This is a genomic window from Streptomyces sp. NPDC050485 (assembly GCF_044458185.1).
GTDB lineage: Bacteria > Actinomycetota > Actinomycetes > Streptomycetales > Streptomycetaceae > Streptomyces.
The window spans coordinates 678,804-702,064 of the sequence record NZ_JBITHR010000001.1; the positions used below are offsets into that span (position 1 = coordinate 678,804).

Consider the following 23,261-nt stretch of genomic DNA (forward strand, 5'->3'; position numbering starts at 1 on the left):
CGGCGACGGGCGTACGCCCAAGGGTCAGGCCCGCCGCTTCTTCGCCGAGAGCGCGAGCAGTCCGACGAGGCCGACGGCCACCAGCGCGACCGGCACGATCCGCTCCACCCGGGGCGCCCCGTCCTCGGACACGAACCGCGCCTTCACGTCGCTCACCCTGCGGTTCACCGCGACGAACGCCCGGCCCGCGGTGTGGTCCACGGCCGAGGCGATCCTGGCCTTGGCATCGCCGACGATCGTATCCGGGTGCAGCCGCACCCCGATCTCGTCGAGGGTCACCGCGAGCTGGTCCCGCCGGCTCTTGATGTCCGCCTCGATCTGCGCAGGGGTCCTGGCATCCGACACTGCGCCGCCTCCGGTGGTCGTATGGGGTCATCCGTCATCCACAGTCTGTCAGTTCCGCCGCCGGTGCACTGTCACAGGCCCCCATTAGGCTCTGTCGGTGTACGCCACCCCCTCGGCCTTCCCGGAGGAAACCCCATGAGCGAGCGACTTCAGCCCGGCGACACCGCCCCCGCCTTCACCCTGCCCGACGCCGACGGCAACGAGGTCTCGCTCGCCGACCACAAGGGCCGCAAGGTCATCGTGTACTTCTACCCGGCCGCCCTGACGCCCGGCTGCACCAAGCAGGCCTGCGACTTCACGGACAACCTGGAGCTCCTTGCCGGCGCCGGGTACGACGTCATCGGCGTCTCCCCCGACAAGCCGGAGAAGCTGGCGAAGTTCCGCGAGAAGGAGTCCCTGAAGGTCACGCTGGTCGGCGACCCCGCGAAGGAGGTCCTGACGGCGTACGGGGCGTACGGCGAGAAGAAGCTGTACGGCAAGACGGTGACGGGGGTCATCCGCTCCACGGTGGTCGTGGACGGGCAGGGCAAGGTCGAGCGCGCCCTGTACAACGTGAAGGCCACGGGCCACGTAGCCAAGATCATCAAGGACCTGGGCATCTGACGCCCCGTCGACGGGACGGCCGCTTGCCCGCCGGATCCGCCTCAGCGGCCCGCCCCGCCCGACAAGCGGCGCGGGCCGTTCCGCATTCCGGGTGTGACTGTCCGTAATTCGGTTCGTTACTCCGTACGAGGCTGCGAACGCGCGGCCGGGACGGAGGGATCATGGCAGTCAGGTACACCCGGGAACTGCTGGCCGAGGCGGCCCGTAAGACGGGGCGCCTAGACGGGGGCCGGCATCGGGCGGCGACAGATCGCGGCCTCGTCCGCCGCGGGCGGCAGACCCACATGGCTCACGCCGATGCGCTGGCCAGCACGGTGGGGAGAGACCACCGTGTCTGAACGTTACGGGCGCGAGAAATTGGCCGCCGCCGTGGCCTCCGCGCAGAACTGGGCCGACCTGATGCGTCAGCTCGGCTTGAAGGCGAGCGGCGGTCAGCGACGCGTCCTTCAGGAGAAGGTTGCCCGGCTCGGCCTCGACACCGGCCACTTCAAGCAGCGCAGCCCCTGGCGCAAGTATCCCGACGAGGCCATTGCGGCAGCCGCGGCCTGCTCAACGACGCTCCGCGAAGTCGTCGCCAGGCTGGGCGCCACGCCGGCAAGCGGAACACTGTCGCACATCGCTCGCCGAATAGCAGCGGCCGGAATCGACATCAGCCACTTCCCCAGCGCAAACCGCGAGCTGATCGACCTTCCGTTCACGAGGGCGGAGCTGGCCGACGCCGCAGCAACAGCCCAGAGCATTCGCGGTGTTGCCCGCACCCTCGGAGTCCCTGATGACAGCCGGTCACGAGCCGCGCTAGGGCGAATGCTGAAACAGGAGGACATTGACACCTCCCACTTCAACAATGCGCGAGAGGTCATCTCCGAGAAAGCCCTGCGCGAGGCGATCCCCGGTGCAACCAGTTACGCCGATGTCATGCGAGCCCTCGGCCTCCCCGTGAACGACACCAACCACCGCCGAGTACGCCGCCGAATAGCCCAACTCGGCCTTGATACTGGCCACTTCATACGGCGCCCGTGGAGTTCGGCGCCTGCGCACGAACCCAGACCGATCGCCGTGGGCACCCTGGTCAAGCTCCCGGAGGGCTCGCCCCGGACAAACCGGTCTCGCCTACACCGGGCTCTCCAGGAGATCGGCGTCCCGTACCGGTGCGCATCCTGCGGCAACGTCGGTGATTGGCTCGGCCAACCGATCACGCTGCAGATCGACCACATCAGCGGTGACTGGCTCGACAACCGAGCGGGAAACCTGCGGTATCTCTGCCCCAACTGCCACGCGATCACTAGCACCTGGTGCCGAGGCGGGCAACGGGGAGCCTCTTAGCCGGGCTCCCCGCACTCGGTCGGCCTCGCCCGGTACAGTAGGCGTCGGCCCCTGCGCCCGTACGCCAAGGGCTGAGCGGCGATCTTTAGGTGGTCGTGTCTGTCGGTTCGAATCCGACCGGGCGCACTGAAACCGAAGGCCCGACTCACTTGACCGCGAGCCGGGCCTTCGCGGTACCACCCCTCAGCCCAACAACTCCCGCACCACCGGCACCAGCGCCCGAAACGCCATCCCTCGGTGGCTGATCGCGTTCTTCTCGGCCGCCGACAGCTCCGCGCAGGTACGGGTCTCGCCCTCGGGCTGGAGGATCGGGTCGTAGCCGAAGCCGCCCGTGCCGGCGGGGGTGTGGCGCAGGGTGCCGAGCAGGCGGCCCTCGACGACGCGTTCGGTGCCGTCGGGGAGGGCGAGGGCGGCCGCGCAGAAGAAGTGGGCTCCGCGGCGTTCGTCGGTGATGTCGGAGAGCTGGGCGAGCAGCAGGTCGAGGTTGGCCTTGTCGTCGCCGTGGGCGCCGGCCCAGCGGGCCGAGAAGATGCCGGGGGCGCCGTTCAGGACGTCCACGCAGAGGCCGGAGTCGTCGGCCACGGCGGGCAGGCCGGTGGCCTTCGCCAGGGCGTGGGCCTTCAGGAGGGCGTTCTCGGCGAAGGTGACGCCGGTCTCCTTGACGTCGGGGATCTCGGGGTAGGCGTCGGCGCCGACGAGTTCGTGGGGCAGGCCGGCGTCGGCGAGGATGGCGCGGAGTTCGGTGATTTTGCCGACGTTGCGGGTGGCGAGGATCAGGCGGGTCATGGTCCCAGTATCGGGTGGCGGATGAGCGACTCCCGCCGCCCCGTACCGCCACCGAGCAGCGCTACCCCGGCTGCCGCCCACCCGTACCGCCGCCGAGAAGTGCAACTCCGGCTCCCGCGCACCAGTACCGCCACCGAAGGGCGCTGCTCCGGCTCCCGCCGCCCGTACCGCCGCCGCCGTGGCGCGTTACCCTGCCGCCCTCAGCTCGTGCACACCGTGCCTATTTCCTTCGCTGCCTTCGTGACGCCGCTGATGTCCGGCGTGTTGTCGCCCTTCTTGACGTCCGTACGGACCTTGTCCACCGCCTTGTTCAGGTCGTTCACGGCCTTGGACAGGTCGGCGTTGTCCGTCTTGTTCTTCACGGACGACAGGTTCTTTTCGATGTCGCTGAGGGCCTGGTCGGTCTTCGTCCGGTTGACCGTGCCGTCACCCACCGCCTTGCCCAGCTTGTCCACGCTGTCGGTGATGGCGTTCGCGGTCTTGACGCAGTCGATCGCCTTGTCGACGGCCCCGCAGCCCGCGATGGCGGTGACGGCCAGGGCTGCGGTGGCGACGGCTAAAACGGTAGGGCGCATCGGTCGGATCCTCCCCAGGTATACGGGACGGGCGCACGGTTGGTCCGTACGCCCGTACCTCATAGTGACCCGGGAAGCGTTCCCGCGGGTTGCCTCTCCAGCGCCTCTCTACTCTCCCAACACCGAGGCTAGAGCGCGCAGTTGGAGGGCCGCGAGGTCGGCGCAGCCTCCGGTGGCGAGGTCGAGGAGCGCGTTCAGTTCCTTGCGGTCGAAGGGCTCGGCCTCGGCGGTGCCCTGGACTTCCACGAAGCGGCCGTCGCCGGTGCAGACGACGTTCATGTCGGTATCGGCGCGGACGTCCTCCTCGTAGCAGAGGTCGAGCAGGGGGGTGCCGTCGACGATGCCGACGGAGACGGCGGAGACCGTGCCGGTGAGCGGCTGGCGGTTGGCCTTGACGAGCTTCTTGCCCTGGGCCCAGGTGATGGCGTCGGCGAGGGCGACGTAGGCGCCGGTGATGGCGGCGGTGCGGGTGCCGCCGTCGGCCTGGAGGACGTCGCAGTCCAGGACGATGGTGTTCTCGCCGAGGGCCTTGTAGTCGATGACGGCGCGCAGCGAGCGGCCGATCAGGCGGGAGATCTCGTGGGTGCGGCCGCCGATCTTGCCTCGGACGGATTCGCGGTCGCCGCGGGTGTTGGTGGCGCGGGGCAGCATCGAGTATTCGGCGGTGACCCAGCCTTCGCCGCTGCCCTTGCGCCAGCGGGGGACGCCTTCGGTGACGGAGGCGGTGCAGAAGACCTTGGTGTCGCCGAAGGAGATGAGGACGGAGCCCTCGGCGTGCTTGCTCCATCCGCGTTCGATGGTGACCGGGCGGAGCTGTTCGGGGGTGCGGCCGTCGATTCGAGACATGGCCATGAGCCTAGGGGATGCCTGTGGGGGCCCGGTTCGGTGCGTACGGGATCCGGCTCCCCGGGTACGTACGCGATCCGGTTCGGTGTGTGCGCGATCCGGCTCCCCGGGTACGGGATCCCGCTCCCCTCGTACGCGATCCGACCCTCCCGGTACGCGAAAGGCCGGTCCCGCTGGGGGACCGGCCGGTGCGGAGTGGGTCAGCGACTCACATCATGTCTTCGATGTCGGCGGCGATCGGGTCCGCGTCGGTGCCGATGACGACCTGGATGGCGGTGCCCATCTTGACGACGCCGTGGGCGCCGGCGGCCTTCAGCGCGGCTTCGTCGACCTTGCTCGGGTCGATGACTTCGGTGCGCAGGCGGGTGATGCAGCCCTCGACCTCTTCGATGTTCTCGATACCGCCGAGGCCGGCGACGATCTTCTCAGCCTTGCTGGCCATGTGTCTCTCCTGGTTTTTCGAAGAACGCTGTGTCGGCCCAACGGTAGGTCCGCTTTGTCACGGTAACCCACGTTTGGACCAGCTATGCGCGCGAGCGCAACCCGGCTGGCCAAGGATGGCGATCACCGGAGCCACGCCCACCCGAGGGGCCTCTCCGGACGATACCGCAACTGGTCTACACCAGTGTGCAACGACCGTCCGAACCGGCCTGTTCCGCAAGCCAGGAGGTTGCCGATGAGCGCCGACAGCGCGGCCGCAGTACCGCAGCCCAAGTGGTGGAACGGGCTGTTCCAGGGGCTGCAGAAGATGGGTCGCAGCCTCCAACTGCCGATCGCCGTGCTGCCCGCGGCCGGCATCCTCAACCGGCTCGGCCAGGACGACGTATTCGGCAAGACCGGACTCGGCTGGAACGACGTCGCCAAGGTGTTCGCGGGTGCGGGCGGCGCGCTGCTCAACGGCTCGCTCGGACTGCCGCTGCTGTTCTGCGTGGGTGTCGCGATCGGCATGGCGAAGAAGGCCGACGGCTCGACCGCGCTGGCGGCGGTGGCCGGCTTCCTCGTCTACCACGGGGTGCTCCAGCAGTTCCCGAAGGACTGCGCGGCCGGCGCCACGCTCGCGGCGGGTGCCTGCGTTGCCAAGGACGGCTCCGCGGTTCTCGCCACGTACCAGAATCCGGGTGTCTTCGGCGGCATCGTGATGGGTCTGCTGACCGCGTACTTCTGGCAGCGCTTCCACCGTACGAAGCTGGTGGACTGGCTGGGCTTCTTCAACGGGCGCCGGCTCGTGCCGATCATCATGGCCGGGGTCGCGATCGTGTTCTCGGTGCTGTGCCTGTGGGTGTGGCCGCCGGTCGGTGACGCGCTGACCAGCTTCAGCAAGTGGCTGGTGGATCTGGGCGCGGCCGGTTCGGGCATCTTCGGTGTCGCCAACCGCGCTCTGCTGGTGATCGGTATGCACCAGTTCCTGAACACCTTCATCTGGTTCCAGTTCGGCGACTTCACCAAGGCGGACGGCACGGTCGTGCACGGCGACATCCCGCGGTTCCTGGCGGGCGACCCGACGGCCGGCCAGTTCCAGACCGGTTTCTTCCCGATCATGATGTTCGCCCTGCCCGCGGCGGCGCTCGCGATCGCGCACTGCGCCAAGCCGCACCGCCGCAAGGAGGTCGGCGGCATGATGCTCTCGGTCGGTCTGACCTCGTTCGTCACGGGCATCACCGAGCCGATCGAGTACTCCTTCGTCTTCATCGCGCCACTGCTGTACGTGATCCACGCGGTGCTCACCGGCGTCTCGATGGCGGTGAGTTGGGGGCTCGGCATCAAGGACGGCTTCAGCTTCTCGGCCGGATTGATCGACTACGTCATCAACTGGAGCCTGGCGACCAAACCCTGGCTGATCATCCCGGTCGGCCTCTGTTTCGCCGTCGTCTACTACACGGTGTTCCGCTTCGCGATCACCAAGTTCAATCTGCCGACGCCGGGGCGGGAGCCGGAGGAGGACGAACTGGAGCGGGAGAACATCAAGGCGTAGCCGCATCAAGGCGTAGCGCCTCTTCTCCCCCTGCTCGCCGGGCCTTCCAAAAGGCCCGCCCCGCAAGGCCCTCGGACCGTCCCGGTCCGGGGGTCTTCTTGCGTTGCTTCCGCGCCTTCGTCCGGATTGCTCGGGTATGGCCCAGACCACAAAAAACGAAGGTTCCTTATCTAACCCTCACCGTGCTACAACTGGTCTACACCACTCATTGGTGTAGACCACGCGGGCTCGACCGCGTGCCCCCGAGACGCCGCCGTCCCCCCGTATTTTCCCATGTCCCTGGGCGGCGCCTTGCCAACTGGAGGATGTTGATGAGTTCGGCCACCGCTACGGCGGCGCCCGCGAAGAAGCGGGGCGCCGGCCTGTTCCAGGGCCTGCAGAAGGTCGGCCGCAGCCTGCAGCTGCCGATCGCCGTGCTGCCGGCCGCGGGCATTCTGCTCCGGCTCGGTCAGGACGATGTCTTCGGCAAGGACGGCCTCGGCTGGGACACGGTCGCCAAGGTCTTCGCGACCGCCGGTGACGCTGTCTTCAGCAACATGCCGCTGCTGTTCTGCATCGGTGTCGCGATCGGCTTCGCGAAGAAGGCCGACGGCTCGACGGCGCTCGCCGCGCTGGTCGGCTTCCTGGTCTACAAGAACGTGCTGACCGCGTTCCCGGTGCACGACGCCGTCATCAACACCACCGCGAACAAGGGCGTCGACGTCCCGGCGGTCTACAACGACCCGAAGGTCCTCGGCGGCATCGTCATGGGCCTGATATCGGCCGTGGTGTGGCAGCGCTTCCACCGCACCAAGCTGGTGGACTGGCTCGGCTTCTTCAACGGCCGCCGCCTCGTCCCGATCCTCATGGCGTTCATCGGCACCGCGATGGGTGTGCTGTTCGGTCTGGTCTGGGGCCCGATCGGCGACGTCATCACCTCCTTCGGCGAGTGGATGACCAGCCTGGGCGCCGTCGGCGCCGGCATCTTCGGCGTGGTCAACCGCGCCCTGCTGCCGGTCGGCATGCACCAGTTCGTGAACACGGTCGCCTGGCAGGAGATCGGTACCTACACCGACCCGTCCGGTGCCGCCTGGCACGGTGACATCCAGCGCTTCATGCACGGTGACCCCACGGCCGGCCAGTTCATGACGGGCTTCTTCCCGATCATGATGTTCGCCCTCCCCGCCGTGGCACTCGCCATCACGCACTGCGCCCGCCCCGAGCGCCGCAAGGTCGTCGGCGGCATGATGCTCTCGCTCGCGCTGACCTCGTTCGTCACCGGTATCACCGAGCCGATCGAATTCGCGTTCATGTTCATCGCGCCGCTGCTCTACGTGATCCACGCCGTGCTGACCGCCGTCTCGATGGCCGTGACCTGGGCGCTCGGCGTGCACGACGGCTTCACCTTCTCCGCCGGTGCGATCGACTACGTACTCAACTGGAAGTTCGCCACCCACCCCTGGCTGATCATCCCGATCGGTCTGGTCTTCGCGGTGATCTACTACGTGGTCTTCCGCTTCGCGATCACGAAGTTCAACATCCCCACCCCGGGTCGTGAGCCCGAGGAAGAGGTCGACGACCTGACGAAGGCGTAAGCCTCACCAGTCCAGGCATGGGGAAGGCCCCCGGAACCGCGCGGTTCCGGGGGCCTTCGCGCGTCCGCCTCGGCTCAGATCTCGTACACCGCGCCCGGCACGGCCAGTTCCGTCGGGCCGGAGTAGACCGCTCGGGCGTCCGTCAGGTTGATCTCGCCGTCCGTCCACGGCGGGACGTGGGTGAGGACGAGGCGCCCGGCGCCGGCCGCGTGCTCACCGGCCTCGCGGCCGTTGAGGTGCAGCGCCGGGATGTCCTCCTTGCCGTACGTGAACGACGCCTCGCACAGGAACAGGTCGGCGCCGGTGGCCAGTTCGCCGAGGGCGGGGCAGGGGCCGGTGTCCCCGGAGTACGTGAGCGAGCGCCCGCCGTGCTCGACCCGGATGGCGTACGACTCGACGGGGTGGCAGACCCGTTCCGTACGCACCGAGAAGGGGCCGATGTCGAAGGAGCCCGGCTTCAGGGTGTGGAAGTCGAAGACCTCGCTCATGGAGGAGGCGGAGGGGGTGTCGGCGTACGCCGTGGTGAGGCGCTCCTCGGCGCCCTCCGGCGCGTACACCGGCATCGGCGCGCAGCGGCCGCCGTCGTGCCGGTAGTAGCGGGCGACGAAGTAGCCGCACATGTCGATGCAGTGGTCGGCGTGCAGATGCGACAGGAAGATCGCGTCGAGGTCGTACAGGCCGATGTGGCGCTGCAGCTCACCGAGGGCTCCGTTGCCCATGTCGAGCAGCAGCCGGAAGCCGTCTGCCTCGACCAGGTAGCTGGAGCAGGCCGAGTCCGCGGACGGGAACGACCCGGAGCAGCCGACGACGGTGAGCTTCATGGAGCGTGAACCTCCGGAACAGAGGGGCCAGGCGAAGCCTGTCGTTGAGGGGGCGGACGGGCGGGGGCGGGCGGCCGCGGGGAGGGCTGCGGTGCGTCGAGCGTAAGGCGCCACAAGGCCCGTCGCTCCTTTGCGGCGGGCCGTTGTGGGGGAACTCACCTGCGCTGTCACCGGTTCGGATGGTGTTTACCCGGAGCGCGCGCGCTGGGTGGTGCGCCGGTAACGTCTGGGCTATGGACACGTCGTGGTGGCTGGCGCTCGCGGCCGTGGTGGCGCTCGCGCTGGTCGCGGCCGCCATGGACGGGCGCGGGCGTGCTCGCCGTCGGCCGGGCGGCCGGGCGCGGCCCCCGGGCCGCCCGGCCGGGCCTCGCCTGGGTGGCGGGCGGGTGCCGAAGGCCGGGGAGATCTGGTGGGCGGAGGTGCCCTACGAGGATGTTGCGGGCGGCAAGGACCGGCCCTGTCTGGTGCTGCGGGTGCGGGGCGAGGCGGTGACCGTCGCGAAGATCACCAGCAAGTACCACGACGAGCGGGCCGGGGTGATTCCGCTGCCGCCCGGCACGGTCGCCGACGCGCACGGCCGGCCCAGCTTCCTGGAGACCGACGAGCTGCGTGACGTCGGGGTGTGGGCGTTCCGCCGACGGGTGGGCGTGGTGGACCCGACCCTGTGGGACCAGGTCCGCCATCTGGCGGGGTGACGGCCGGTCCCTGTACCCCTTACGCCCAGAGCTGTCCGTGCAGGGTTTCGATCGCGGCCTCGGTCGTCGGCGCGGTGTAGACGCCGGTCGACAGGTACTTCCAGCCGCCGTCGGCGACCACGAAGACGATGTCGGCGCTCTCGCCCGCCTTGACGGCCTTGTTGGCGACCCCGATCGCCGCGTGCAGCGCGGCGCCCGTCGAGACGCCCGCGAAGATGCCCTCCTGCTGGAGGAGTTCACGGGTGCGGGTCACCGCGTCGGCCGAGCCGACCGAGAAGCGGGTGGTCAGCACGGAGGCGTCGTACAGCTCCGGTACGAAGCCCTCGTCCAGGTTGCGCAGGCCGTACACGAGGTCGTCGTAGCGGGGTTCGGCCGCGACGATCTTGATGCCGGGGACGTTCTCGCGCAGATAGCGGCCGACGCCCATCAGCGTTCCGGTGGTGCCGAGGCCCGCCACGAAGTGGGTGATCGAGGGCAGGTCGGCGAGGATCTCCGGGCCCGTGGTGGCGTAGTGGGCGCCCGCGTTGTCCGGGTTTCCGTACTGGTAGAGCATCACCCAGGACGGGTTCTCGGCGGCCAGCTCCTTGGCGACCCGTACGGCCGTGTTGGAGCCGCCCGCCGCCGGGGACGACACGATCTCCGCGCCCCACATCGCGAGCAGGTCGCGGCGCTCCTGGGAGGTGTTCTCCGGCATCACGCACACGATGCGGTAGCCCTTGAGCTTCGCGGCCATCGCGAGCGAGATGCCGGTGTTGCCGCTGGTGGGTTCGAGAATGGTGCAGCCGGGGGTCAACCGGCCGTCCTTCTCGGCCTGTTCGACCATGTGGAGGGCCGGCCGGTCCTTGATCGAACCGGTCGGGTTGCGGTCCTCCAGCTTGGCCCAGATCCGTACGTCCGCGGTGGGGGACAGGCGCGGGAGGCGGACCAGCGGGGTGTTGCCGACCGCGGCGAGCGGGGAGTCGTAACGCATGTCAGACGGATCCGCCCGCGACGGCGGGCAGGATCGTGACGCTGTCGCCGTCGGCCAGCTTGGTGTTGATGCCGTCGAGGAAGCGGACGTCCTCGTCGTTGAGGTACACGTTCACGAAGCGGCGCAGGTTGTCGCCGTCGACGACGCGCTCCCGGATGCCGGTGTGGCGCGAGTCGAGGTCGGTGAAGAGCTCGGCGAGGGTGGCGCCGCTGCCTTCGACGGCCTTCGCGCCGTCGGTGTAGGTGCGGAGGATGGTCGGGATGCGGACCTCGATGGCCATGGCGTGGGCTCCTGTCGGGAGGGAGAGGCAGGTGGGCGCGGCTCGGGCTCGGGTCCGCGCGCCGCACGCCCGGGGCGTGCGGTGGTGCGTTGGTGCTGGTGGCGCGCGGCGTCAGACGGCGGCTGCGCGGGCCGTACAGATCGCGCTGGCGAGACGGCACAGGTCGACGTGCAGCCGCGCCACGAGCAGCAGGGCGGGGCCGCTGCTCGGCGTCTTGTCGCTCACGTCGTTCGAAACCATGGGGTCATCGTATAGATTCCCGGTCCGCTTCCCGGAATGTGATCTCGCATCCTGGACGGATCCCGCTCAGGATGTGGTCGCCGCCGCTGTGGGCGGCAGATAGACGACGATCGGTGCGCCGGTGGCCGGGTGAACGCTCACCTCGGCGTTCACCCCGTACACCTCGGCGAGCAGCGGGGCGGTGAGCACGTCCGCGGGCTCCCCTGCCGCCACGATGTGGCCCCCGGCGAGGACGACCAGCCGGTCGCAGTAGTGCGCGGCGAGATTCAGGTCGTGCAGGGCGAGCAGGCCGACCGTGCCCAACTCCCTTACCAGGGACAGGACTTCGAGCTGGTAGCGGATGTCCAGGTGGTTGGTCGGCTCGTCCAGGACGATGACGTCCGGCTGCTGTACGAGGGCTCTGGCGACCAGCGCGCGCTGGCGTTCGCCGCCGGACAGCGACGGGAAGGGGCGGCCGGCGAGGTCCGCGATGCCGACGCGGGCGAGCGCCTCGTGCACGAGGGCGCGGTCGGTGGTGGTGTCCGCCTCCCAGAAGCGGTGGTGCGGGGAGCGGCCCATGGCGACGATCTCGCGGACGGTCAGCTCGATGCCGCCCGCGTGGGCGTCCTGCGGGACGGTCGCGATGCGGCGGGCGCGTGCTTTCACCGGCAGGGCGTGCAGGTCGTCGCCGTCGAGCAGGACACGGCCGGTGGTGGGGCGCAGGGTTCCGTACAGGCAGCGCAGCAGGGTCGTCTTGCCGCTGCCGTTGGGGCCGACCAGGCCGACGGTCTCGCCGTCGCGGGCGGTGAGTTCGATGCCGGAGAGCAGTTCGCGGCCCTGCGGTGTGGTGTATGAGAGCGACTCGGCGCGCAGCGTCGTCATGCGGGGCCGCCTTCCGCGCCGGCCCCGCGGCCGCGCAGCATCCAGAGGAAGAACGGGCCGCCGGTGAGCGCGGTGAGCACGCCGACCGGGATGTCCTGCGGGGCGGCGACGGTGCGGGCCGCGAGGTCGGCCAGGACCAGGAAGGCGGCGCCGCCGAGGGCTGCGACCGGGAGCAGGGTGCGGTGGGCGGCGCCGACGGCGAGGCGGGCGGCGTGCGGAACCATCAGGCCGACGAACCCGATCGCCCCGCTGTACGCGACGAGCGCGCCGGTGAGCAGGGAGGCGAGCACGAAGACGCCCGCGCGGAAGCGGCCGGTGTCCAGGCCGAGGACGGTGGCGCCCTCCTCCCCCACCAGGAGCAGGTCCAGCGGGCGGGCCAGCGCGATCAGGACGAGGGTGCCGGCGGCGAGGACGGTGGTGGGCAGGGCCAGCATGTCCCAGCGGGCGCCGCCGAGTCCGCCGAGCGTCCAGTGCAGTACTTCCTGGAGGTGTTCGGCGCTCGCCGAGGTGACCAGGAGCAGGCTGGTGAGCGCGGACAGGATGTACGAGACGGCGACCCCGGCGAGCACGAGGCGGCCGCCGGTCATCGAGCCGCCGCGCCTGGCCAGGGCGTACACGAGGACCAGGGCGGCGAGTGCGCCCGCGAAGGCGGCGGCGGGGAGGGCGAGGGTGGTGGTCACCCCGGCGCCCACGCCGAGGACGATCACGGCGACGGCCCCGGCGGAGGCCCCGCTGGAGACCCCGAGCAGGAACGGGTCGGCGAGCGGGTTGCGCACGAGGGCCTGCAGGACGGTGCCGATAACGGCGAGACCGGCACCGGTGACCGCGCCGAGCACGACGCGGGGCGCCCGTACCTCCAGGACGATGGTGCGGTACGGGGAGGGGCCGGTCGCCCCGGTGACGATGGCCAGGATCTGATCGGCCGGGATCGCCACCGAGCCGAGCGCGAGCCCGGCGGTGGCGGCGGCGACCAGGGTGAGTGCCAGCGCGGCGAGCAGCGCCGGGTAGCGCCACCGCGGGATCACCGGGCCGCCCCGGGCTCTCCGGCCTCCCGGCTTGCGCCCGGCTTCGTCCCCCCGCGCAACTGCTCCGCGAGCTTCGACACCGCGTCCGGGGCGCGGACGCCCGTCACCATGTCGGACAGGGGCAGCACGGCGAAGCGGTTGTTCTTGACGGCTGGGACGGAGGCCAGGGCCGGGTCCGTGCGCAGGCGCTGCTTCTTCGCCTCGGCGCTCGTGCCGCCGTAGTCCAGGATCAGGATGACCTCGGGGGCGCGGGCCACCACGTTCTCCCAGCTCGCGTCGCCGAAGGACTTGTCCTTCAGGTCTGCGGCGAAGACGTTGCGGCCGCCCGCCCGCGTCACGATGTCGTTGCCGATGCCCTTGCCGCCCACCGTGAACGCCGTCTTGTCGCCGCTGTCGTAGACGAAGACGGACAGCGGAGCCGCGCCCGCAAGGGCCGTCCGCGTCCGCTCGTTGACGGCCTCGGCCGACCGCACCCACGACTCGGCCCGGTCCGCGACTCCGAAGGTCCGGCCGACCTCGCGGACCTCCTCGTACACGTCGTCCATCGTGGTCGCGGGGCCCTGGGGGCAGTTCTCCACGTTCAGGCGGGTCTTGATGCCGCTCTTGGTCAGCGCCTCCCGCGCCCGGCCCTCGTTCGGCGAGAAGGCGGAGGCGTAACCGCCGTACACGTAGTCCGGGTTGGCGGCCAGGAGCTTCTCGTAGGAGGGGTATTCGGCCGCGAGGACCGGGACCGACCGGTAGTCCCGCTCGTACTTCGCCAGCACCTTGTCGTCCAAGTAGGCAGTGCCCGCAAGGGACTTGGCGAGGCCCAGCTCCAGCATCACCTCCGTGGCGTGCTGGTTCATCGCCACGGCCCGCTTCGGGGGCGCGGTGAACGTTGTCGTCACCCCGCAGTTGGTGACCGTGTACGGGAAGCCGGGGGCCGGGCCGCCCGCGGCGTCGGGGCGCGGCGGGGTCGTGCACGCGGCGAGCGGGAACAGCAGGGCGGCGGCGAGTGCCGCGCGGCGCCAGGACATGGCTGAGCTCATCCTCCAAGGGGATTTCCACGTCCCCTGTCGGCGGGAGAAGGCGGCAGGTCAGTTCCTGGCTTCCGGCGCCGCGAGGGCGCCGGTCACAGTGGCGGGACCGTGCCGGAGTCACACCGGCTTCCTGGTTCCTGCCGCCCAAATCGGTCGATTGCGTACCGTCAGTATGCCTCGACGATCTTGACGTCCTCCTCCGTGATCACGCCGTCCACGATGCGGTACGAGCGGAACTGGAACTCCCCCGCCCCGTCCGTGTCCGCCGTCGAGACCAGGACGTAGTGGGCGCCGGGCTCGTTCGCGTACGACACGTCGGTGCGCGAGGGGTAGGCCTCGGTCGCCGTGTGGGAGTGGTAGACGATCACCGGCTCCTCGTCGCGGTCGTCCATCTCGCGGTACAGCTTGAGGAGGTCCTGGGAGTCGAACTCGTAGAACGTGGGCGAGCGGGCCGCGTTCAGCATCGGGATGAAGCGCTCGGCGCGGCCGGTGCCCGCCGGGCCCGCGACCACACCGCACGCCTCGTCGGGGTGGTCGGCGCGGGCGTGCGCGACGAGCTGGTCGTACAGGGCCTGGGTGATGGTCAGCATGTCGGCAAGGATAAGCAGACAGGCCGTTCCGTACCGAGTGTCGGTACGGAACGGCCCGCATGGTGAGAACTGGCTGGTCAGAGCCTCAGCTGCGCTTGGCGAACGCCTTGTTCTCCGGGTTCTTGGCCTTCAGGACCAGGTAGGAGACACCCAGGATCAGGCCCCACAGCGGCGCGCAGTACAGCGAGACGCGGGAGTCCTTGTCGATGCCCATCATCACGATGACCATGCCGATGAAGACCAGCGCGAACCAGCTGGTCCACGGGGCGCCCGGGGCGCGGAAGCTCGACTTCGGCAGCTCGCCGCGGTCGGACTTGGCGCGGTAGCGGATCTGGCAGACCAGGATCATGATCCAGGCCCACATGCCGGAGATGGTGGCGAAGGAGACGACGTAGTCGAAGGCCTTGCCGGGGGCGACGTAGTTGATCCAGACGCCGACCAGCATCAGCGCGGCGGAGACCGTGGTGCCGACCAGCGGGGTGCCGCTCCTGGTGAGCTTGGTGAAGACCTTCGGGCCCTGGCCGTTGAGCGCGAGGTCGCGCAGCATGCGGCCGGTGGAGTACATGCCCGAGTTGCAGGAGGAGAGCGCGGCGGTCAGCACGACGAAGTTGACGATCGCGGCGCCGACGCCCAGGCCCATCTTCTCGAAGGCCGCGACGAAGGGGCTGACGCCCGGCTGGAACTCGTGCCACGGGACGACCGAGAGGATCATGATCAGGGCGCCGATGTAGAAGACGGCGATGCGCCACGGCACGGTGTTGATGGCCTTGGGGAGCGTCGTCTCGGGGTCCTTGGACTCGCCCGCGGTGACGCCGACCAGCTCGACGGCGAGGAAGGCGAACATCACGATCTGCAGGGTCATCAGCGTGCCGCCGATGCCCTTGGGGAAGAACCCGCCGTCGTTCCAGAGGTTGGCGACGGTGGCGGTGTCCGCGGCGTCCGAGAAGCCGACGGTGAGGATGCCGGCGCAGATCAGGATCATGCCGACGATGGCGGTCACCTTGACCATGGAGAACCAGAACTCCAGCTCACCGAAGAGCTTCACGGAGATCAGGTTCACGGCGTACAGGATGAGGGTGAAGACCAGCGCGTAGGCCCACTGGGGCACGCTGTTGTGGGTCCAGAAGGACATGTACTGGGCGGCCGCGGTGACTTCGGTGATGCCGGTGACGACCCAGAAGAGCCAGTACGTCCAGCCGGTGACGTAGCCCCAGAACGGGCCGACGAACTCCCGGGCGTACTCCGAGAAGGAGCCCGAAACCGGTCGGTACATGAGCAGCTCGCCGAGCGCGCGCATGATGAAGAAGATGACCAGGCCCGCGATCGCGTAGGCCAGGATGAGGCTGGGGCCGGCCTTCGAGATGGCCTTGCCCGCGCCGAGGAAGAGGCCGGTGCCGATGGCACCGCCGATCGCGATCATCTGGATCTGCCGGGCCCCGAGGCCCCGCTGGTATCCCTCGCCCGAGCCCTCGCCCGCGCTGGGGGCGGTCCCCGCGGCCTCATTGCCGGCAGGACGGTCGTCGTGCTTGTCGACCTGCACTGAGGTCATGGTGGTGCGCCTTTCTCCATGCTGACCCGCCCGCCTCGGTCACGAAGCGACGGATCAGGTCCTGATCCCCCCGGATGTGGATGGAGTGCCACCGGCGGTCAGCCGGCACAGCGCCCCCGGGGAACATGGGTGGCGTCCCCGGGTGGTCGTGAAGATTTATCACGGGCTTACGGGTGATCAATATCAGCCACTGTGGCGCACACCACAGGAAGAAGCGGACAAAAGTCCCTCAGCATGACAAAGCAGGTCGATGCGGTGATGGGATCGTTATACGGATTTGAGCGTCCGCTGAGCGAACGGCCATCTCCCGGTCGATCAGTCAGGGCATGAGCGTTTCGACGAGTGTTTCTTGCAGCACACCCAGCCAGAGATAGGCCATCACCATCGGCTTGCGCGGATCGTCGTCCGGCAGCCGGTAGAGCTCGCCGCTCTCGTCCTCGTCGGTGACCTCCAGGCGGGTGCCGATGGTCAGCCGCAGGTCGTTGAGCGCGCCCAGCCAGTGCTGCGAGTCCTCGGCGGTCAGCTTCAGGACGGCTCCGCCGTCGCCCTTGGGGGTCAGCGCGTCGAGGCCGTGGACGACCGCGAGCGCGTCGGCCCGCTTGCGCGAGCGCAGGTCGGTCTCGGTGAAGCGCCTGAACTCGCTTGACTTGGCGCGCAGTTCGTCGCTCTCGTCACTGGCGTACGCGTCCGGGAAGAGCCGGGCGAGGGCCGGGTCGGCGGGCGGCTCGCTCGGGCCCTCGGCGAACAGCGCGGCGAGCGGGTCGTCCTGCGCGGCCGGTTCGTCGCCGGGGCCGATGAGTTCGAGCAGCTGGACCGCGAGCGAGCGCAGGATGGCGATCTCGACCTCGTCGAGCGCGACGGCCGCGCCGCCGGCGGGGAGTGCCTCGAAGTGCCCGGCCATCAGTTGCGGTCCTGCGAGAGCGTGGCCCACAGCCCGTAGCCGTGCATCGCCTGCACGTCGCGTTCCATCTCCTCGCGGCTGCCGCTGGAGACCACGGCCCTGCCCCTGTGGTGCACGTCGAGCATCAGCTTGTGGGCCTTGTCCTTCGAGTAGCCGAAGTAGGACTGGAAGACGTACTGCACGTAGCTCATCAGGTTGACGGGGTCGTTGTGGACGAGCGTCACCCAGGGCACATCGGGTTCGGCGACGGGTTGGCTCGACTCCGCCGACTCGGGGCGTTCGATCTCTACGGGGGCGACACTCACGACTCTGGGCGACCTTTGTCTTTTCTGCCGGGGGTCCGGGGGTCGCCCCCCGGAAATCACAGCCACGGCCTCCATGCTGCCACCCTGGGCGGGTCATCGCACAAACGGGCTCCTAGAAATCGTCAAAGTGACGAGTATTCGGGGTAGCATCCTTCCATGCCCCATCCCCTGGGGGCAGCCCCCGGATCCCCGGCCGAACCGTGCTCGGCCCGGACGAATGTGCGAGGTAGCTCGTTGTGACTGCGGACCTTGGGCTGCCGGTGGACGTGCCGTCGACAGCGCTCTTCACCGACCAGTACGAGTTCACGATGCTCCAGGCCGCCCTGAAGGCCGGCACGGCCGAGCGGCGCTCGGTCTTCGAGGTCTTCACCCGCAGGCTCCCCGAGGGCCGCCGGTACGGCGTGGTCGCGGGCACCGGACGGGTCCTGGACGCCGTCGAGAACTTCCGCTTCGACGCGGGCGTGCTCGGCTTCCTGCGCGACCACCAGATCGTGGACGAGCCCACCCTGCGCTGGCTGGCCTCCTACCGCTTCAGCGGTGACATATGGGGCTACCCGGAGGGCGAGGTCTACTTCCCCGGCTCGCCGATCCTGCGCGTCGAGGGCTCCTTCGCGGAGTGCGTGCTCCTGGAGACCGTGATCCTCTCGATCCTCAACCACGACTCCGCGATCGCCGCCGCAGCCTCCCGGATGTCGGCCGCCGCCGGCGGGCGCGCGCTGATCGAGATGGGCGCGCGCCGCACCCACGAGCTGTCCGCGGTCGCCTCCGCGCGAGCCGCCTACGTCGGCGGCTTCAGCACCACATCGGACCTCGCGGCCGGCTTCCGCTACGGCATCCCGACCGTCGGCACCAGCGCGCACGCCTTCACCCTGCTCCACGACAGCGAGCGGGACGCCTTCCGGGCCCAGGTCGACTCGCTCGGCCGCGGCACCACCCTCCTGGTCGACACGTACGACGTAGCCGAGGCGGTCCGCGCCGCCGTCGAGATCGCCGGGCCCGAGCTCGGCGCGGTCCGCATCGACTCCGGCGACCTGCTCCTGGTCGCGCACCGGGTGCGCCAGCAGCTCGACGAGCTCGGCGCCGTCAACACCAAGATCGTGGTCACCTCCGACCTGGACGAGTACGCCATCGCCTCGCTCGCCGCGGCCCCCGTGGACGCGTACGGCGTCGGCACCCAGCTGGTCACCGGCTCCGGGCACCCGACCTGCTCCATGGTCTACAAGCTGGTCGCCCGCGCCCGGTCCGCCGACCCGAAGGCCCCGCTGGAGGCGGTCGCCAAGAAGTCGCTCGGCGCGAAGTCCTCGATGGGCGGCCGCAAGTGGGCCGCGCGCCGCTCCGACCCGTACGGGATCGCCGAGGCCGAGGTCATCGGCACCGGGCCGGTACCGACCGCGCTCGCCGACCGCCAGCTCCTGGTCGAGCTCGTCAAGGGCGGCACCGTCGTGGCCCGCGAACCGCTGGAGACCGCCCGGCAGCGGCACATCGACGCGCTGGCCGCGCTGCCGATGTCCGCGATCCAGCTGTCGCGCGGCGAGCCGGTCATCCCGACCGAGTACGCCTGAGAGCCGGTGGGCGCAAACCCCGCCCGGCCGGGTTTCCGCCCCCGTTTGCCCCCTGCCGCGCGGGGGTCGAAGTCTCTACGCTCGTAGAACAGCCCTCCCTGACCCCGGGGCCCGCAGACCGAAGGACAGCCGACATGCACCGCGCCTTGATCGTCGTGGACGTCCAGAACGACTTCTGCGAGGGCGGCTCCCTCGCGGTCGCGGGCGGCGCGGACGTCGCCGCCGCGATCACCGACCTGGTGGGCCAGGCGGCCGGATCCGCCTACCGCCACGTGGTGGCCACCCGCGACCACCACATCGACCCGGGCACGCACTTCTCGGACACGCCCGACTTCGAGCACTCCTGGCCGGTGCACTGCGTCGCCGGTACGGAGGGGGTGGGCTTCCACCCCAACTTCGCGCCGGCCGTCGCCTGCGGGGCGATCGACGCGGTCTTCGACAAGGGCGCCTACGCGGCGGCGTACAGCGGCTTCGAAGGCCTCGACGAGAACGGGGTCTCGCTGGCGGACTGGCTGCGGGCCCGCCAGGTCACCGAGGTCGACGTGGTGGGGATCGCCACGGACCACTGCGTGCGGGCCACCGCGCTCGACGCGGTGCGGGCGGGGTTCGCCACGCATGTGCTGCTCGACCTCACGGCGGGGGTGGCCGAGGCCACCACGTCGCGGGCGCTGGAGGAGATGCGGGCGGCGGGTGTTGAGCTGTCGGGCAAACCCGTGGTGTAGGCACCGCGGGCCCTGCCCCCGGACCCCGTCACTACCGGAGCAGCGCTCGTATCGGATGCCAGAGTTCTTCGGCTGCTGTCTCCGGGGTGGTGCGCCACAGGAGGCCGTCGGGGTGGTGGAGGACGGCGGTGATCTCGTCCAGGGTCGGCGGCTCGGTGTTGCCGCGCAGGTAGACCGCGCGCAGGCCGAGGTTGCGCAGCCTCGTCAGAGCGCGGGCACGGTTGACCGCGTGCACCAGGACCCGCACGTTCGTGCCGGGCGCCGCCGGGTTCGGCAGTGTGAGCGCGACCACGACACTGCCACCTGGCAACTTGCAGAAACCTCCGCCGGGCATGCCGGACCACTCCCCCTGTAAGACGTCGCGTTGGACTCGCTGTCAATAAGGACTCGTAGGACGCACCTAAACACGACCGGCCGCCACCCCGCTAGAGGGCGACAGCCGATCATGGCTTGACCTGCGGTTTTGAGAATTACTTGGTCAAGCGGCCGACCTTGACCGTGATCGTCGAGCCGTCCAGCGGCTGGTGGACGATCGAGATCCGGGGCTTGGTGTCAGGAACCTTGGGCGCAGGACGGGCCCAAGGCGCCGAGAAGAGGAGTTCCGCTGTCCGGACGCCGACTCCCCGCTCATGGACGGCGACAACGGGTGCGCACGTCTCGGCATGCGGACGGTGCCGCGTTGCGAAGTGACTCCGTGCGCCCCCCGTGCTCCGGCACCGTGGGTTAGGTCACGCTTACCGGCAGTTCCGCTCGGGCATGGACCGTCGTAGAGTCGCTTGACAGTGCGATCCGGTTGCCACGTCGGCCGGTTGAGAACGGTTGAGAGGCTCACCCCCTATCCGAACCATCAGGACGGATAACGCCATGCCGCGTCCCACTGCCGCACAGCTCTCCTACGGTTCGGCCACCGTCGTCTTCTCGACCGTCGCCATGCTGTTGCTCTCGCGGACCGAATCCGGGGTGGGAGTCGCGGTCATCGTGCTCGCCGCGCTGCTGCTCGGCCTGCTCGTCGCCGTCACCGTGCCCATGCCGCTGCCCCGCCGGGTGCGTACGGACGCCGACGGCCGCACGGTGCGGGCCGGTACCCCGGCGCCTGCGAACCGTACGGCCGTCGTGGGGACTTCAGCCGCTCTCAGGGTCCCGGGCCCCCGCACCACGCGGCAGCCCAGGCGCGAGCACTCACTGCGCGGCTGAGACCACCACCGTCTTGCCGGCCTTGTCGTGCCAGCCCTGCCGGTACGGCTTGTCCGCCACGATCGTGATGATCAGGACGATGTCCCACAGGCAGTAGCAGCAGATCACGAACGGCGCCCACAGCACGGCGGCCCGGGCGAGCGCGGCGTTGGTGGTGGGCACGGTGCCGTCGTTGAGCATCGCGACCCTGAGCCCCAGCCACTTCTTGCCGAGGGTCTGGCCGGACTTCGACACCATCAGGGTGTCGTAGCCGATGTAGGCGACGAGCGAGATCAGCAGCCAGAGCAGACCGCTGCCGGAGTACGCCTTGCTGATCACCTCGGTGCCGGAATCGCTGCTGTTCGTGTTCGTGGAGATCACGATCCGGTTGCTGGTCGCCCATTCGATCAGACCGAGCGGGATCGCGATGATGAGGAAGTCGATGAAGCGGGCCAGGAACCGCTTGCCGTAGTCGGCGAGCGGCGGCATTCCGGCCAGCGGGTCGGCACCGCCGTACTGGCCCCCGTAGGGGTCGGACGGCGGTGGCGGGGCGCTGCCGTACGGCGATCCGCCACCGGGGGGAGGTGGACCGCCGTACGGACCCCCGCCACCGGGCGGAGGCGGAGAGCCGTAGGGACCCCCACCGCTGGGCGGCGGGCCCGCACCGTAGGGGGAGTCACCCGGCGGCCCCGCGGGCGGCGGCTGCGAGGCGCCGTAGGGAGGACCGCTCTGCGGAGGCTCCGACGGCTTCTTGCGGAACGGGTCGTTCTCGGGCGGCTGATCGGGCGGCGGCTGATCGGTGCTCATGGCCGTAGTGCACCGCGCGCGCGAGGCGCCCGCAACGGTACGGACGCCGTTCGGGGGAGACGGGGGCCGGATTCCGCCAGGGGTGCGGCAGGCGGATTCCGCCAGGATGCGGCGGGCGGATCGGGCGCTTCCCCTTCTGCCCTCGGCGACTTGCCCTCGCTACCCTCTGCGGTTTACCCCTCGGCGACGAAGGTGTGCGCCGCCTTGTCGTGCCAGCACTGCCGCCACGGCCGGTCGAAGAGGCACCACAGCACGTTGACCACGCCGACCGCGAGCAGACCGAGCACCCCGTAGACCAGCCAGCGGCGCAGCGCCTGGCCGAACGTCGGCGGCTCGTACGACTCGATGCCGCGCACCTGCACCCCGCACAGCTTCTTGCCGAGGGTGCGGCCCCACTTGGCGGTGGGCAGCGCCTCGTACAGCAGCCCGAGGAGCAGGAAGGCACCGAGGACGATGCCGGCATAGCCCGCGGTGGTGGCGTCGAGGAGGTAGACGGTGACCGTCCGCCCCGACAGCTTCGCCGCGTCGATCTTGTTCTGGATGTGGTCGCCGGCCCGCGTGATGAGCGGCACGGCGAGGCCCGCGACGACGCCGCCGAGCAGCACGGTGTCCACGAGCCGAGCGGCGAGCCGCCGGCCGAGCCCGGCGGGCCTGGCCGAGGCCTGCGCCTGGGCGGCCTGGAGGAACGGGTCGAGGACCGGGGGCTTCCACGGCACGACCGGTTCCTGCGACTGCGGCTCCGGCTGGGCGAGTTGGTGCACCTGCTGCGCCCAGGAGGCGGCCCCTCCCCCGGCCCCCGCGCTCATCGGCGAGCCGAGCACTCCGGGACCGGGGTGCGGGGAGTGGGCGGGCGGCTGCGGATGCGACGGAGGCTGGGGGTATGGCTGCGGCTGCGCCGGGATGGGTGCCTGTACGGGTGCTTGTACGTGTGCTTGTACGGGGGGTGACAGCGGGCCGCTCCCGTGGTCGACCGGGGCCGGGCGGGCCGGAGCGGGCAGTGCGGCCCGCGCGGGCGCCGGGTCGACGGCGGCCGGCGGCATGGCCCCCGCGAGCTGCTGGTGCGGCGCGGCGGCGACGGGCGGTACGGGTTGCGCGGGCTGCGGGGCCTCGGGCCGTCGGGGGTCGGGCAGGCGGCGCGGGTCGGCCGCTTCGGGCAGTCCGCGCGGGTCGACCGGGCGGCCCCAGGAGACCCGGCGGTCCTGGTCGCCGCCGAAGCCGGACTGGTGGGTGGCGTCCGCGCGCCAGGTGGGCTGCTGTCCCTGCACGGCAGGCGCGGGACCGGCGTCGGGCTCGTCCAGGAAGACCGGGCCCGTCTCCTCGGCGGGCGTCACCGGGGCCGGCGGCACGGCCGCGAGGGCCGGGGCGGGCGCGGGGGCCGCGCCCGCCGGCGGGGTGGGCTGCGGCTCGCCCGCCGCCGGGGCGGGCCGGCTCGTGCCGGGCACCCAGGAGACACCGTTCCAGTACCGGACATATCCGGGAATGGAAGGATCTGGGTAATACCCTTCCCGGGCTCCGCTCCCGCCGCCGTCAGGAGGAACCGCCATGTCCCCAACTCCGTTCCGATCCAGCACACTTGATCTCTGCTGCGGCACGCCGTCCGGCCCAGCCGCCGACCGCACGCTTCCGCTTGTCCCAGGAGGACATTAACGAAGAACGCGGGGCCGGTTGGAAGAAGCCGGGGAGGAAGCCCGCGTACGAGCGACACCGGGCGGCGCGG

26 protein-coding genes, 1 tRNA gene, 1 pseudogene and 1 riboswitch are annotated in these 23,261 nt (G+C 70.3%); of the genes and pseudogenes, 9 read left to right on the forward strand and 19 right to left on the reverse strand.

From position 1 onward, the window contains the following. Nucleotides 1-24: 24 nt before the first annotated feature. Nucleotides 25-345 carry a DUF3618 domain-containing protein gene (locus ACIBK6_RS03140; protein WP_399048246.1) on the reverse strand — a complete coding sequence of 107 codons (321 nt, stop codon included), beginning with the start codon at nt 343-345 and terminating at the stop codon, nt 25-27. 135 nt (nt 346-480) lie between these two features. Here ACIBK6_RS03140 and bcp point away from each other — a divergent pair, with 135 nt between their 5' ends. From bcp to ACIBK6_RS03155, 3 genes are all read left to right on the forward strand, one after another. After that, nucleotides 481-948, forward strand: coding sequence for a thioredoxin-dependent thiol peroxidase (gene bcp / locus ACIBK6_RS03145; RefSeq protein ID WP_399048247.1), 468 nt, complete (start codon nt 481-483; stop codon nt 946-948). Nucleotides 949-1,278: 330 nt separating this feature from the next. Beyond that, nucleotides 1,279-2,271, forward strand: a complete 993-nt coding sequence (locus ACIBK6_RS03150; RefSeq protein ID WP_399048248.1) for an HNH endonuclease signature motif containing protein — start codon at nt 1,279-1,281, stop codon at nt 2,269-2,271. 53 nt (nt 2,272-2,324) lie between these two features. Then, nucleotides 2,325-2,397, forward strand: a tRNA-Leu gene (locus ACIBK6_RS03155). A gap of 57 nt (nt 2,398-2,454) precedes the next feature. Here the strand turns inward: ACIBK6_RS03155 and rdgB are convergent. The 4 genes and pseudogenes from rdgB to ACIBK6_RS03175 form a co-directional block, all read right to left on the reverse strand. Next, nucleotides 2,455-3,057, reverse strand: a complete 603-nt coding sequence (rdgB, locus tag ACIBK6_RS03160) for an RdgB/HAM1 family non-canonical purine NTP pyrophosphatase (protein WP_399048250.1) — start codon at nt 3,055-3,057, stop codon at nt 2,455-2,457. A 200-nt stretch (nt 3,058-3,257) separates the two neighbouring features. Next, nucleotides 3,258-3,632: a hypothetical protein gene (locus ACIBK6_RS03165; protein ID WP_399048251.1), complete on the reverse strand. Its 375-nt coding sequence runs from the start codon at nt 3,630-3,632 to the stop codon at nt 3,258-3,260. Nucleotides 3,633-3,740: 108 nt separating this feature from the next. Then, on the reverse strand, nt 3,741-4,478 hold the full coding sequence (gene rph, locus ACIBK6_RS03170) for a ribonuclease PH (RefSeq protein WP_399048253.1): 738 nt from the start codon (nt 4,476-4,478) through the stop codon (nt 3,741-3,743). A gap of 208 nt (nt 4,479-4,686) precedes the next feature. Beyond that, a pseudogene (locus tag ACIBK6_RS03175) lies at nt 4,687-4,932 on the reverse strand (glucose PTS transporter subunit EIIB); the annotation flags it as partial. A gap of 222 nt (nt 4,933-5,154) precedes the next feature. Here ACIBK6_RS03175 and ACIBK6_RS03180 point away from each other — a divergent pair. After that, nucleotides 5,155-6,450 (forward strand): PTS transporter subunit EIIC, encoded by a 1,296-nt coding sequence (locus ACIBK6_RS03180; RefSeq protein ID WP_399048254.1) that lies wholly within the window; start codon nt 5,155-5,157, stop codon nt 6,448-6,450. 311 nt (nt 6,451-6,761) lie between these two features. Next, nucleotides 6,762-8,024 carry a PTS transporter subunit EIIC gene (locus ACIBK6_RS03185; RefSeq protein WP_399048256.1) on the forward strand — a complete coding sequence of 421 codons (1,263 nt, stop codon included), beginning with the start codon at nt 6,762-6,764 and terminating at the stop codon, nt 8,022-8,024. Between the two features lie 74 nt (nt 8,025-8,098). Here ACIBK6_RS03185 and ACIBK6_RS03190 read toward each other — a convergent pair whose 3' ends face one another. Next, nucleotides 8,099-8,845, reverse strand: a complete 747-nt coding sequence (locus ACIBK6_RS03190) for an MBL fold metallo-hydrolase (RefSeq protein ID WP_399048257.1) — start codon at nt 8,843-8,845, stop codon at nt 8,099-8,101. 233 nt (nt 8,846-9,078) lie between these two features. On the opposite strand from ACIBK6_RS03190, the gene ACIBK6_RS03195 reads away from it, so the two are divergent. Further along, nucleotides 9,079-9,540: a type II toxin-antitoxin system PemK/MazF family toxin gene (locus tag ACIBK6_RS03195; protein ID WP_399048258.1), complete on the forward strand. Its 462-nt coding sequence runs from the start codon at nt 9,079-9,081 to the stop codon at nt 9,538-9,540. Nucleotides 9,541-9,559: 19 nt separating this feature from the next. Here ACIBK6_RS03195 and ACIBK6_RS03200 read toward each other — a convergent pair whose 3' ends face one another. From ACIBK6_RS03200 to clpS, 10 genes are all read right to left on the reverse strand, one after another. Then, on the reverse strand, nt 9,560-10,510 hold the full coding sequence (locus ACIBK6_RS03200) for a PLP-dependent cysteine synthase family protein (protein WP_399048260.1): 951 nt from the start codon (nt 10,508-10,510) through the stop codon (nt 9,560-9,562). Nucleotide 10,511: 1 nt separating this feature from the next. After that, nucleotides 10,512-10,790: a MoaD/ThiS family protein gene (locus ACIBK6_RS03205; RefSeq protein WP_399048261.1), complete on the reverse strand. Its 279-nt coding sequence runs from the start codon at nt 10,788-10,790 to the stop codon at nt 10,512-10,514. Nucleotides 10,791-10,901: 111 nt separating this feature from the next. Continuing rightward, nucleotides 10,902-11,030 carry a putative leader peptide gene (locus ACIBK6_RS03210; protein WP_264198279.1) on the reverse strand — a complete coding sequence of 43 codons (129 nt, stop codon included), beginning with the start codon at nt 11,028-11,030 and terminating at the stop codon, nt 10,902-10,904. A 66-nt stretch (nt 11,031-11,096) separates the two neighbouring features. Further along, nucleotides 11,097-11,891 (reverse strand): ABC transporter ATP-binding protein, encoded by a 795-nt coding sequence (locus tag ACIBK6_RS03215; RefSeq protein WP_399048262.1) that lies wholly within the window; start codon nt 11,889-11,891, stop codon nt 11,097-11,099. Next, nucleotides 11,888-12,916, reverse strand: a complete 1,029-nt coding sequence (locus ACIBK6_RS03220; RefSeq protein ID WP_399048264.1) for a FecCD family ABC transporter permease — start codon at nt 12,914-12,916, stop codon at nt 11,888-11,890. Before ACIBK6_RS03220 ends, ACIBK6_RS03215 begins: the two co-directional genes overlap by 4 nt. Further along, nucleotides 12,913-13,944, reverse strand: a complete 1,032-nt coding sequence (locus ACIBK6_RS03225; RefSeq protein ID WP_399048265.1) for an ABC transporter substrate-binding protein — start codon at nt 13,942-13,944, stop codon at nt 12,913-12,915. The genes ACIBK6_RS03220 and ACIBK6_RS03225 overlap by 4 nt, the downstream gene beginning before the upstream one ends. 28 nt (nt 13,945-13,972) lie before the next feature. Further along, a riboswitch (cobalamin riboswitch) is annotated at nt 13,973-14,119 on the reverse strand. Beyond that, entirely contained in the window at nt 14,103-14,525 is a 423-nt protein-coding gene (locus ACIBK6_RS03230; protein ID WP_399048267.1) for a Mov34/MPN/PAD-1 family protein, read from the reverse strand. (Overlaps the previous riboswitch by 17 nt.) An 85-nt stretch (nt 14,526-14,610) precedes the next feature. After that, complete coding sequence (locus ACIBK6_RS03235; RefSeq protein ID WP_399048269.1) at nt 14,611-16,074, reverse strand: amino acid permease; 1,464 nt, start codon at nt 16,072-16,074, stop codon at nt 14,611-14,613. Between the two features lie 319 nt (nt 16,075-16,393). Continuing rightward, complete coding sequence (locus ACIBK6_RS03240; protein WP_399048270.1) at nt 16,394-16,975, reverse strand: DUF2017 domain-containing protein; 582 nt, start codon at nt 16,973-16,975, stop codon at nt 16,394-16,396. Then, nucleotides 16,975-17,280: an ATP-dependent Clp protease adapter ClpS gene (gene clpS / locus ACIBK6_RS03245; protein WP_399048272.1), complete on the reverse strand. Its 306-nt coding sequence runs from the start codon at nt 17,278-17,280 to the stop codon at nt 16,975-16,977. The genes ACIBK6_RS03240 and clpS overlap by 1 nt, the downstream gene beginning before the upstream one ends. Nucleotides 17,281-17,516: 236 nt before the next feature. On the opposite strand from clpS, the gene ACIBK6_RS03250 reads away from it, so the two are divergent. Further along, nucleotides 17,517-18,842, forward strand: coding sequence for a nicotinate phosphoribosyltransferase (locus ACIBK6_RS03250; protein WP_399048274.1), 1,326 nt, complete (start codon nt 17,517-17,519; stop codon nt 18,840-18,842). A 134-nt stretch (nt 18,843-18,976) separates the two neighbouring features. Then, nucleotides 18,977-19,564, forward strand: coding sequence for an isochorismatase family protein (locus tag ACIBK6_RS03255; protein ID WP_399048275.1), 588 nt, complete (start codon nt 18,977-18,979; stop codon nt 19,562-19,564). A 31-nt stretch (nt 19,565-19,595) separates the two neighbouring features. On the opposite strand, the gene ACIBK6_RS03260 is transcribed toward ACIBK6_RS03255, so the two are convergent. Next, on the reverse strand, nt 19,596-19,898 hold the full coding sequence (locus ACIBK6_RS03260; protein ID WP_399048276.1) for a hypothetical protein: 303 nt from the start codon (nt 19,896-19,898) through the stop codon (nt 19,596-19,598). Nucleotides 19,899-20,428: 530 nt separating this feature from the next. Between ACIBK6_RS03260 and ACIBK6_RS03265 the strand changes: the two genes are divergently transcribed. After that, a complete protein-coding gene (locus ACIBK6_RS03265) occupies nt 20,429-20,758 on the forward strand; it encodes a hypothetical protein (RefSeq protein ID WP_399048278.1) in 330 nt (109 codons plus the stop codon). On the opposite strand, the gene ACIBK6_RS03270 is transcribed toward ACIBK6_RS03265, so the two are convergent. Next, on the reverse strand, nt 20,744-21,544 hold the full coding sequence (locus ACIBK6_RS03270; protein WP_399048280.1) for an RDD family protein: 801 nt from the start codon (nt 21,542-21,544) through the stop codon (nt 20,744-20,746). The genes ACIBK6_RS03265 and ACIBK6_RS03270 overlap by 15 nt on opposite strands. A 173-nt stretch (nt 21,545-21,717) precedes the next feature. Beyond that, nucleotides 21,718-23,088 (reverse strand): RDD family protein, encoded by a 1,371-nt coding sequence (locus tag ACIBK6_RS03275; RefSeq protein ID WP_399048282.1) that lies wholly within the window; start codon nt 23,086-23,088, stop codon nt 21,718-21,720. Nucleotides 23,089-23,261 lie beyond the last annotated feature (173 nt).

Coding starts and splice junctions, on each gene's coding strand:
- ACIBK6_RS03225 (WP_399048265.1), bottom strand. CDS start 13,944: ATGAGCTCAGCCATGTCCTGGCGCCGCGCGGCACTCGCCGCCGCCCTG.
- ACIBK6_RS03190 (WP_399048257.1), bottom strand. CDS start 8,845: ATGAAGCTCACCGTCGTCGGCTGCTCCGGGTCGTTCCCGTCCGCGGAC.
- ACIBK6_RS03230 (WP_399048267.1), bottom strand. CDS start 14,525: ATGCTGACCATCACCCAGGCCCTGTACGACCAGCTCGTCGCGCACGCC.
- ACIBK6_RS03215 (WP_399048262.1), bottom strand. CDS start 11,891: ATGACGACGCTGCGCGCCGAGTCGCTCTCATACACCACACCGCAGGGC.
- ACIBK6_RS03260 (WP_399048276.1), bottom strand. CDS start 19,898: ATGCCCGGCGGAGGTTTCTGCAAGTTGCCAGGTGGCAGTGTCGTGGTC.
- ACIBK6_RS03270 (WP_399048280.1), bottom strand. CDS start 21,544: ATGAGCACCGATCAGCCGCCGCCCGATCAGCCGCCCGAGAACGACCCG.
- ACIBK6_RS03200 (WP_399048260.1), bottom strand. CDS start 10,510: ATGCGTTACGACTCCCCGCTCGCCGCGGTCGGCAACACCCCGCTGGTC.
- bcp (WP_399048247.1), top strand. CDS start 481: ATGAGCGAGCGACTTCAGCCCGGCGACACCGCCCCCGCCTTCACCCTG.
- ACIBK6_RS03180 (WP_399048254.1), top strand. CDS start 5,155: ATGAGCGCCGACAGCGCGGCCGCAGTACCGCAGCCCAAGTGGTGGAAC.
- ACIBK6_RS03205 (WP_399048261.1), bottom strand. CDS start 10,790: ATGGCCATCGAGGTCCGCATCCCGACCATCCTCCGCACCTACACCGAC.
- ACIBK6_RS03165 (WP_399048251.1), bottom strand. CDS start 3,632: ATGCGCCCTACCGTTTTAGCCGTCGCCACCGCAGCCCTGGCCGTCACC.
- ACIBK6_RS03240 (WP_399048270.1), bottom strand. CDS start 16,975: ATGGCCGGGCACTTCGAGGCACTCCCCGCCGGCGGCGCGGCCGTCGCG.
- ACIBK6_RS03195 (WP_399048258.1), top strand. CDS start 9,079: ATGGACACGTCGTGGTGGCTGGCGCTCGCGGCCGTGGTGGCGCTCGCG.
- ACIBK6_RS03235 (WP_399048269.1), bottom strand. CDS start 16,074: ATGACCTCAGTGCAGGTCGACAAGCACGACGACCGTCCTGCCGGCAAT.
- ACIBK6_RS03185 (WP_399048256.1), top strand. CDS start 6,762: ATGAGTTCGGCCACCGCTACGGCGGCGCCCGCGAAGAAGCGGGGCGCC.
- rph (WP_399048253.1), bottom strand. CDS start 4,478: ATGTCTCGAATCGACGGCCGCACCCCCGAACAGCTCCGCCCGGTCACC.
- ACIBK6_RS03275 (WP_399048282.1), bottom strand. CDS start 23,088: ATGGCGGTTCCTCCTGACGGCGGCGGGAGCGGAGCCCGGGAAGGGTAT.
- ACIBK6_RS03210 (WP_264198279.1), bottom strand. CDS start 11,030: ATGGTTTCGAACGACGTGAGCGACAAGACGCCGAGCAGCGGCCCCGCC.
- rdgB (WP_399048250.1), bottom strand. CDS start 3,057: ATGACCCGCCTGATCCTCGCCACCCGCAACGTCGGCAAAATCACCGAA.
- ACIBK6_RS03265 (WP_399048278.1), top strand. CDS start 20,429: ATGCCGCGTCCCACTGCCGCACAGCTCTCCTACGGTTCGGCCACCGTC.
- ACIBK6_RS03255 (WP_399048275.1), top strand. CDS start 18,977: ATGCACCGCGCCTTGATCGTCGTGGACGTCCAGAACGACTTCTGCGAG.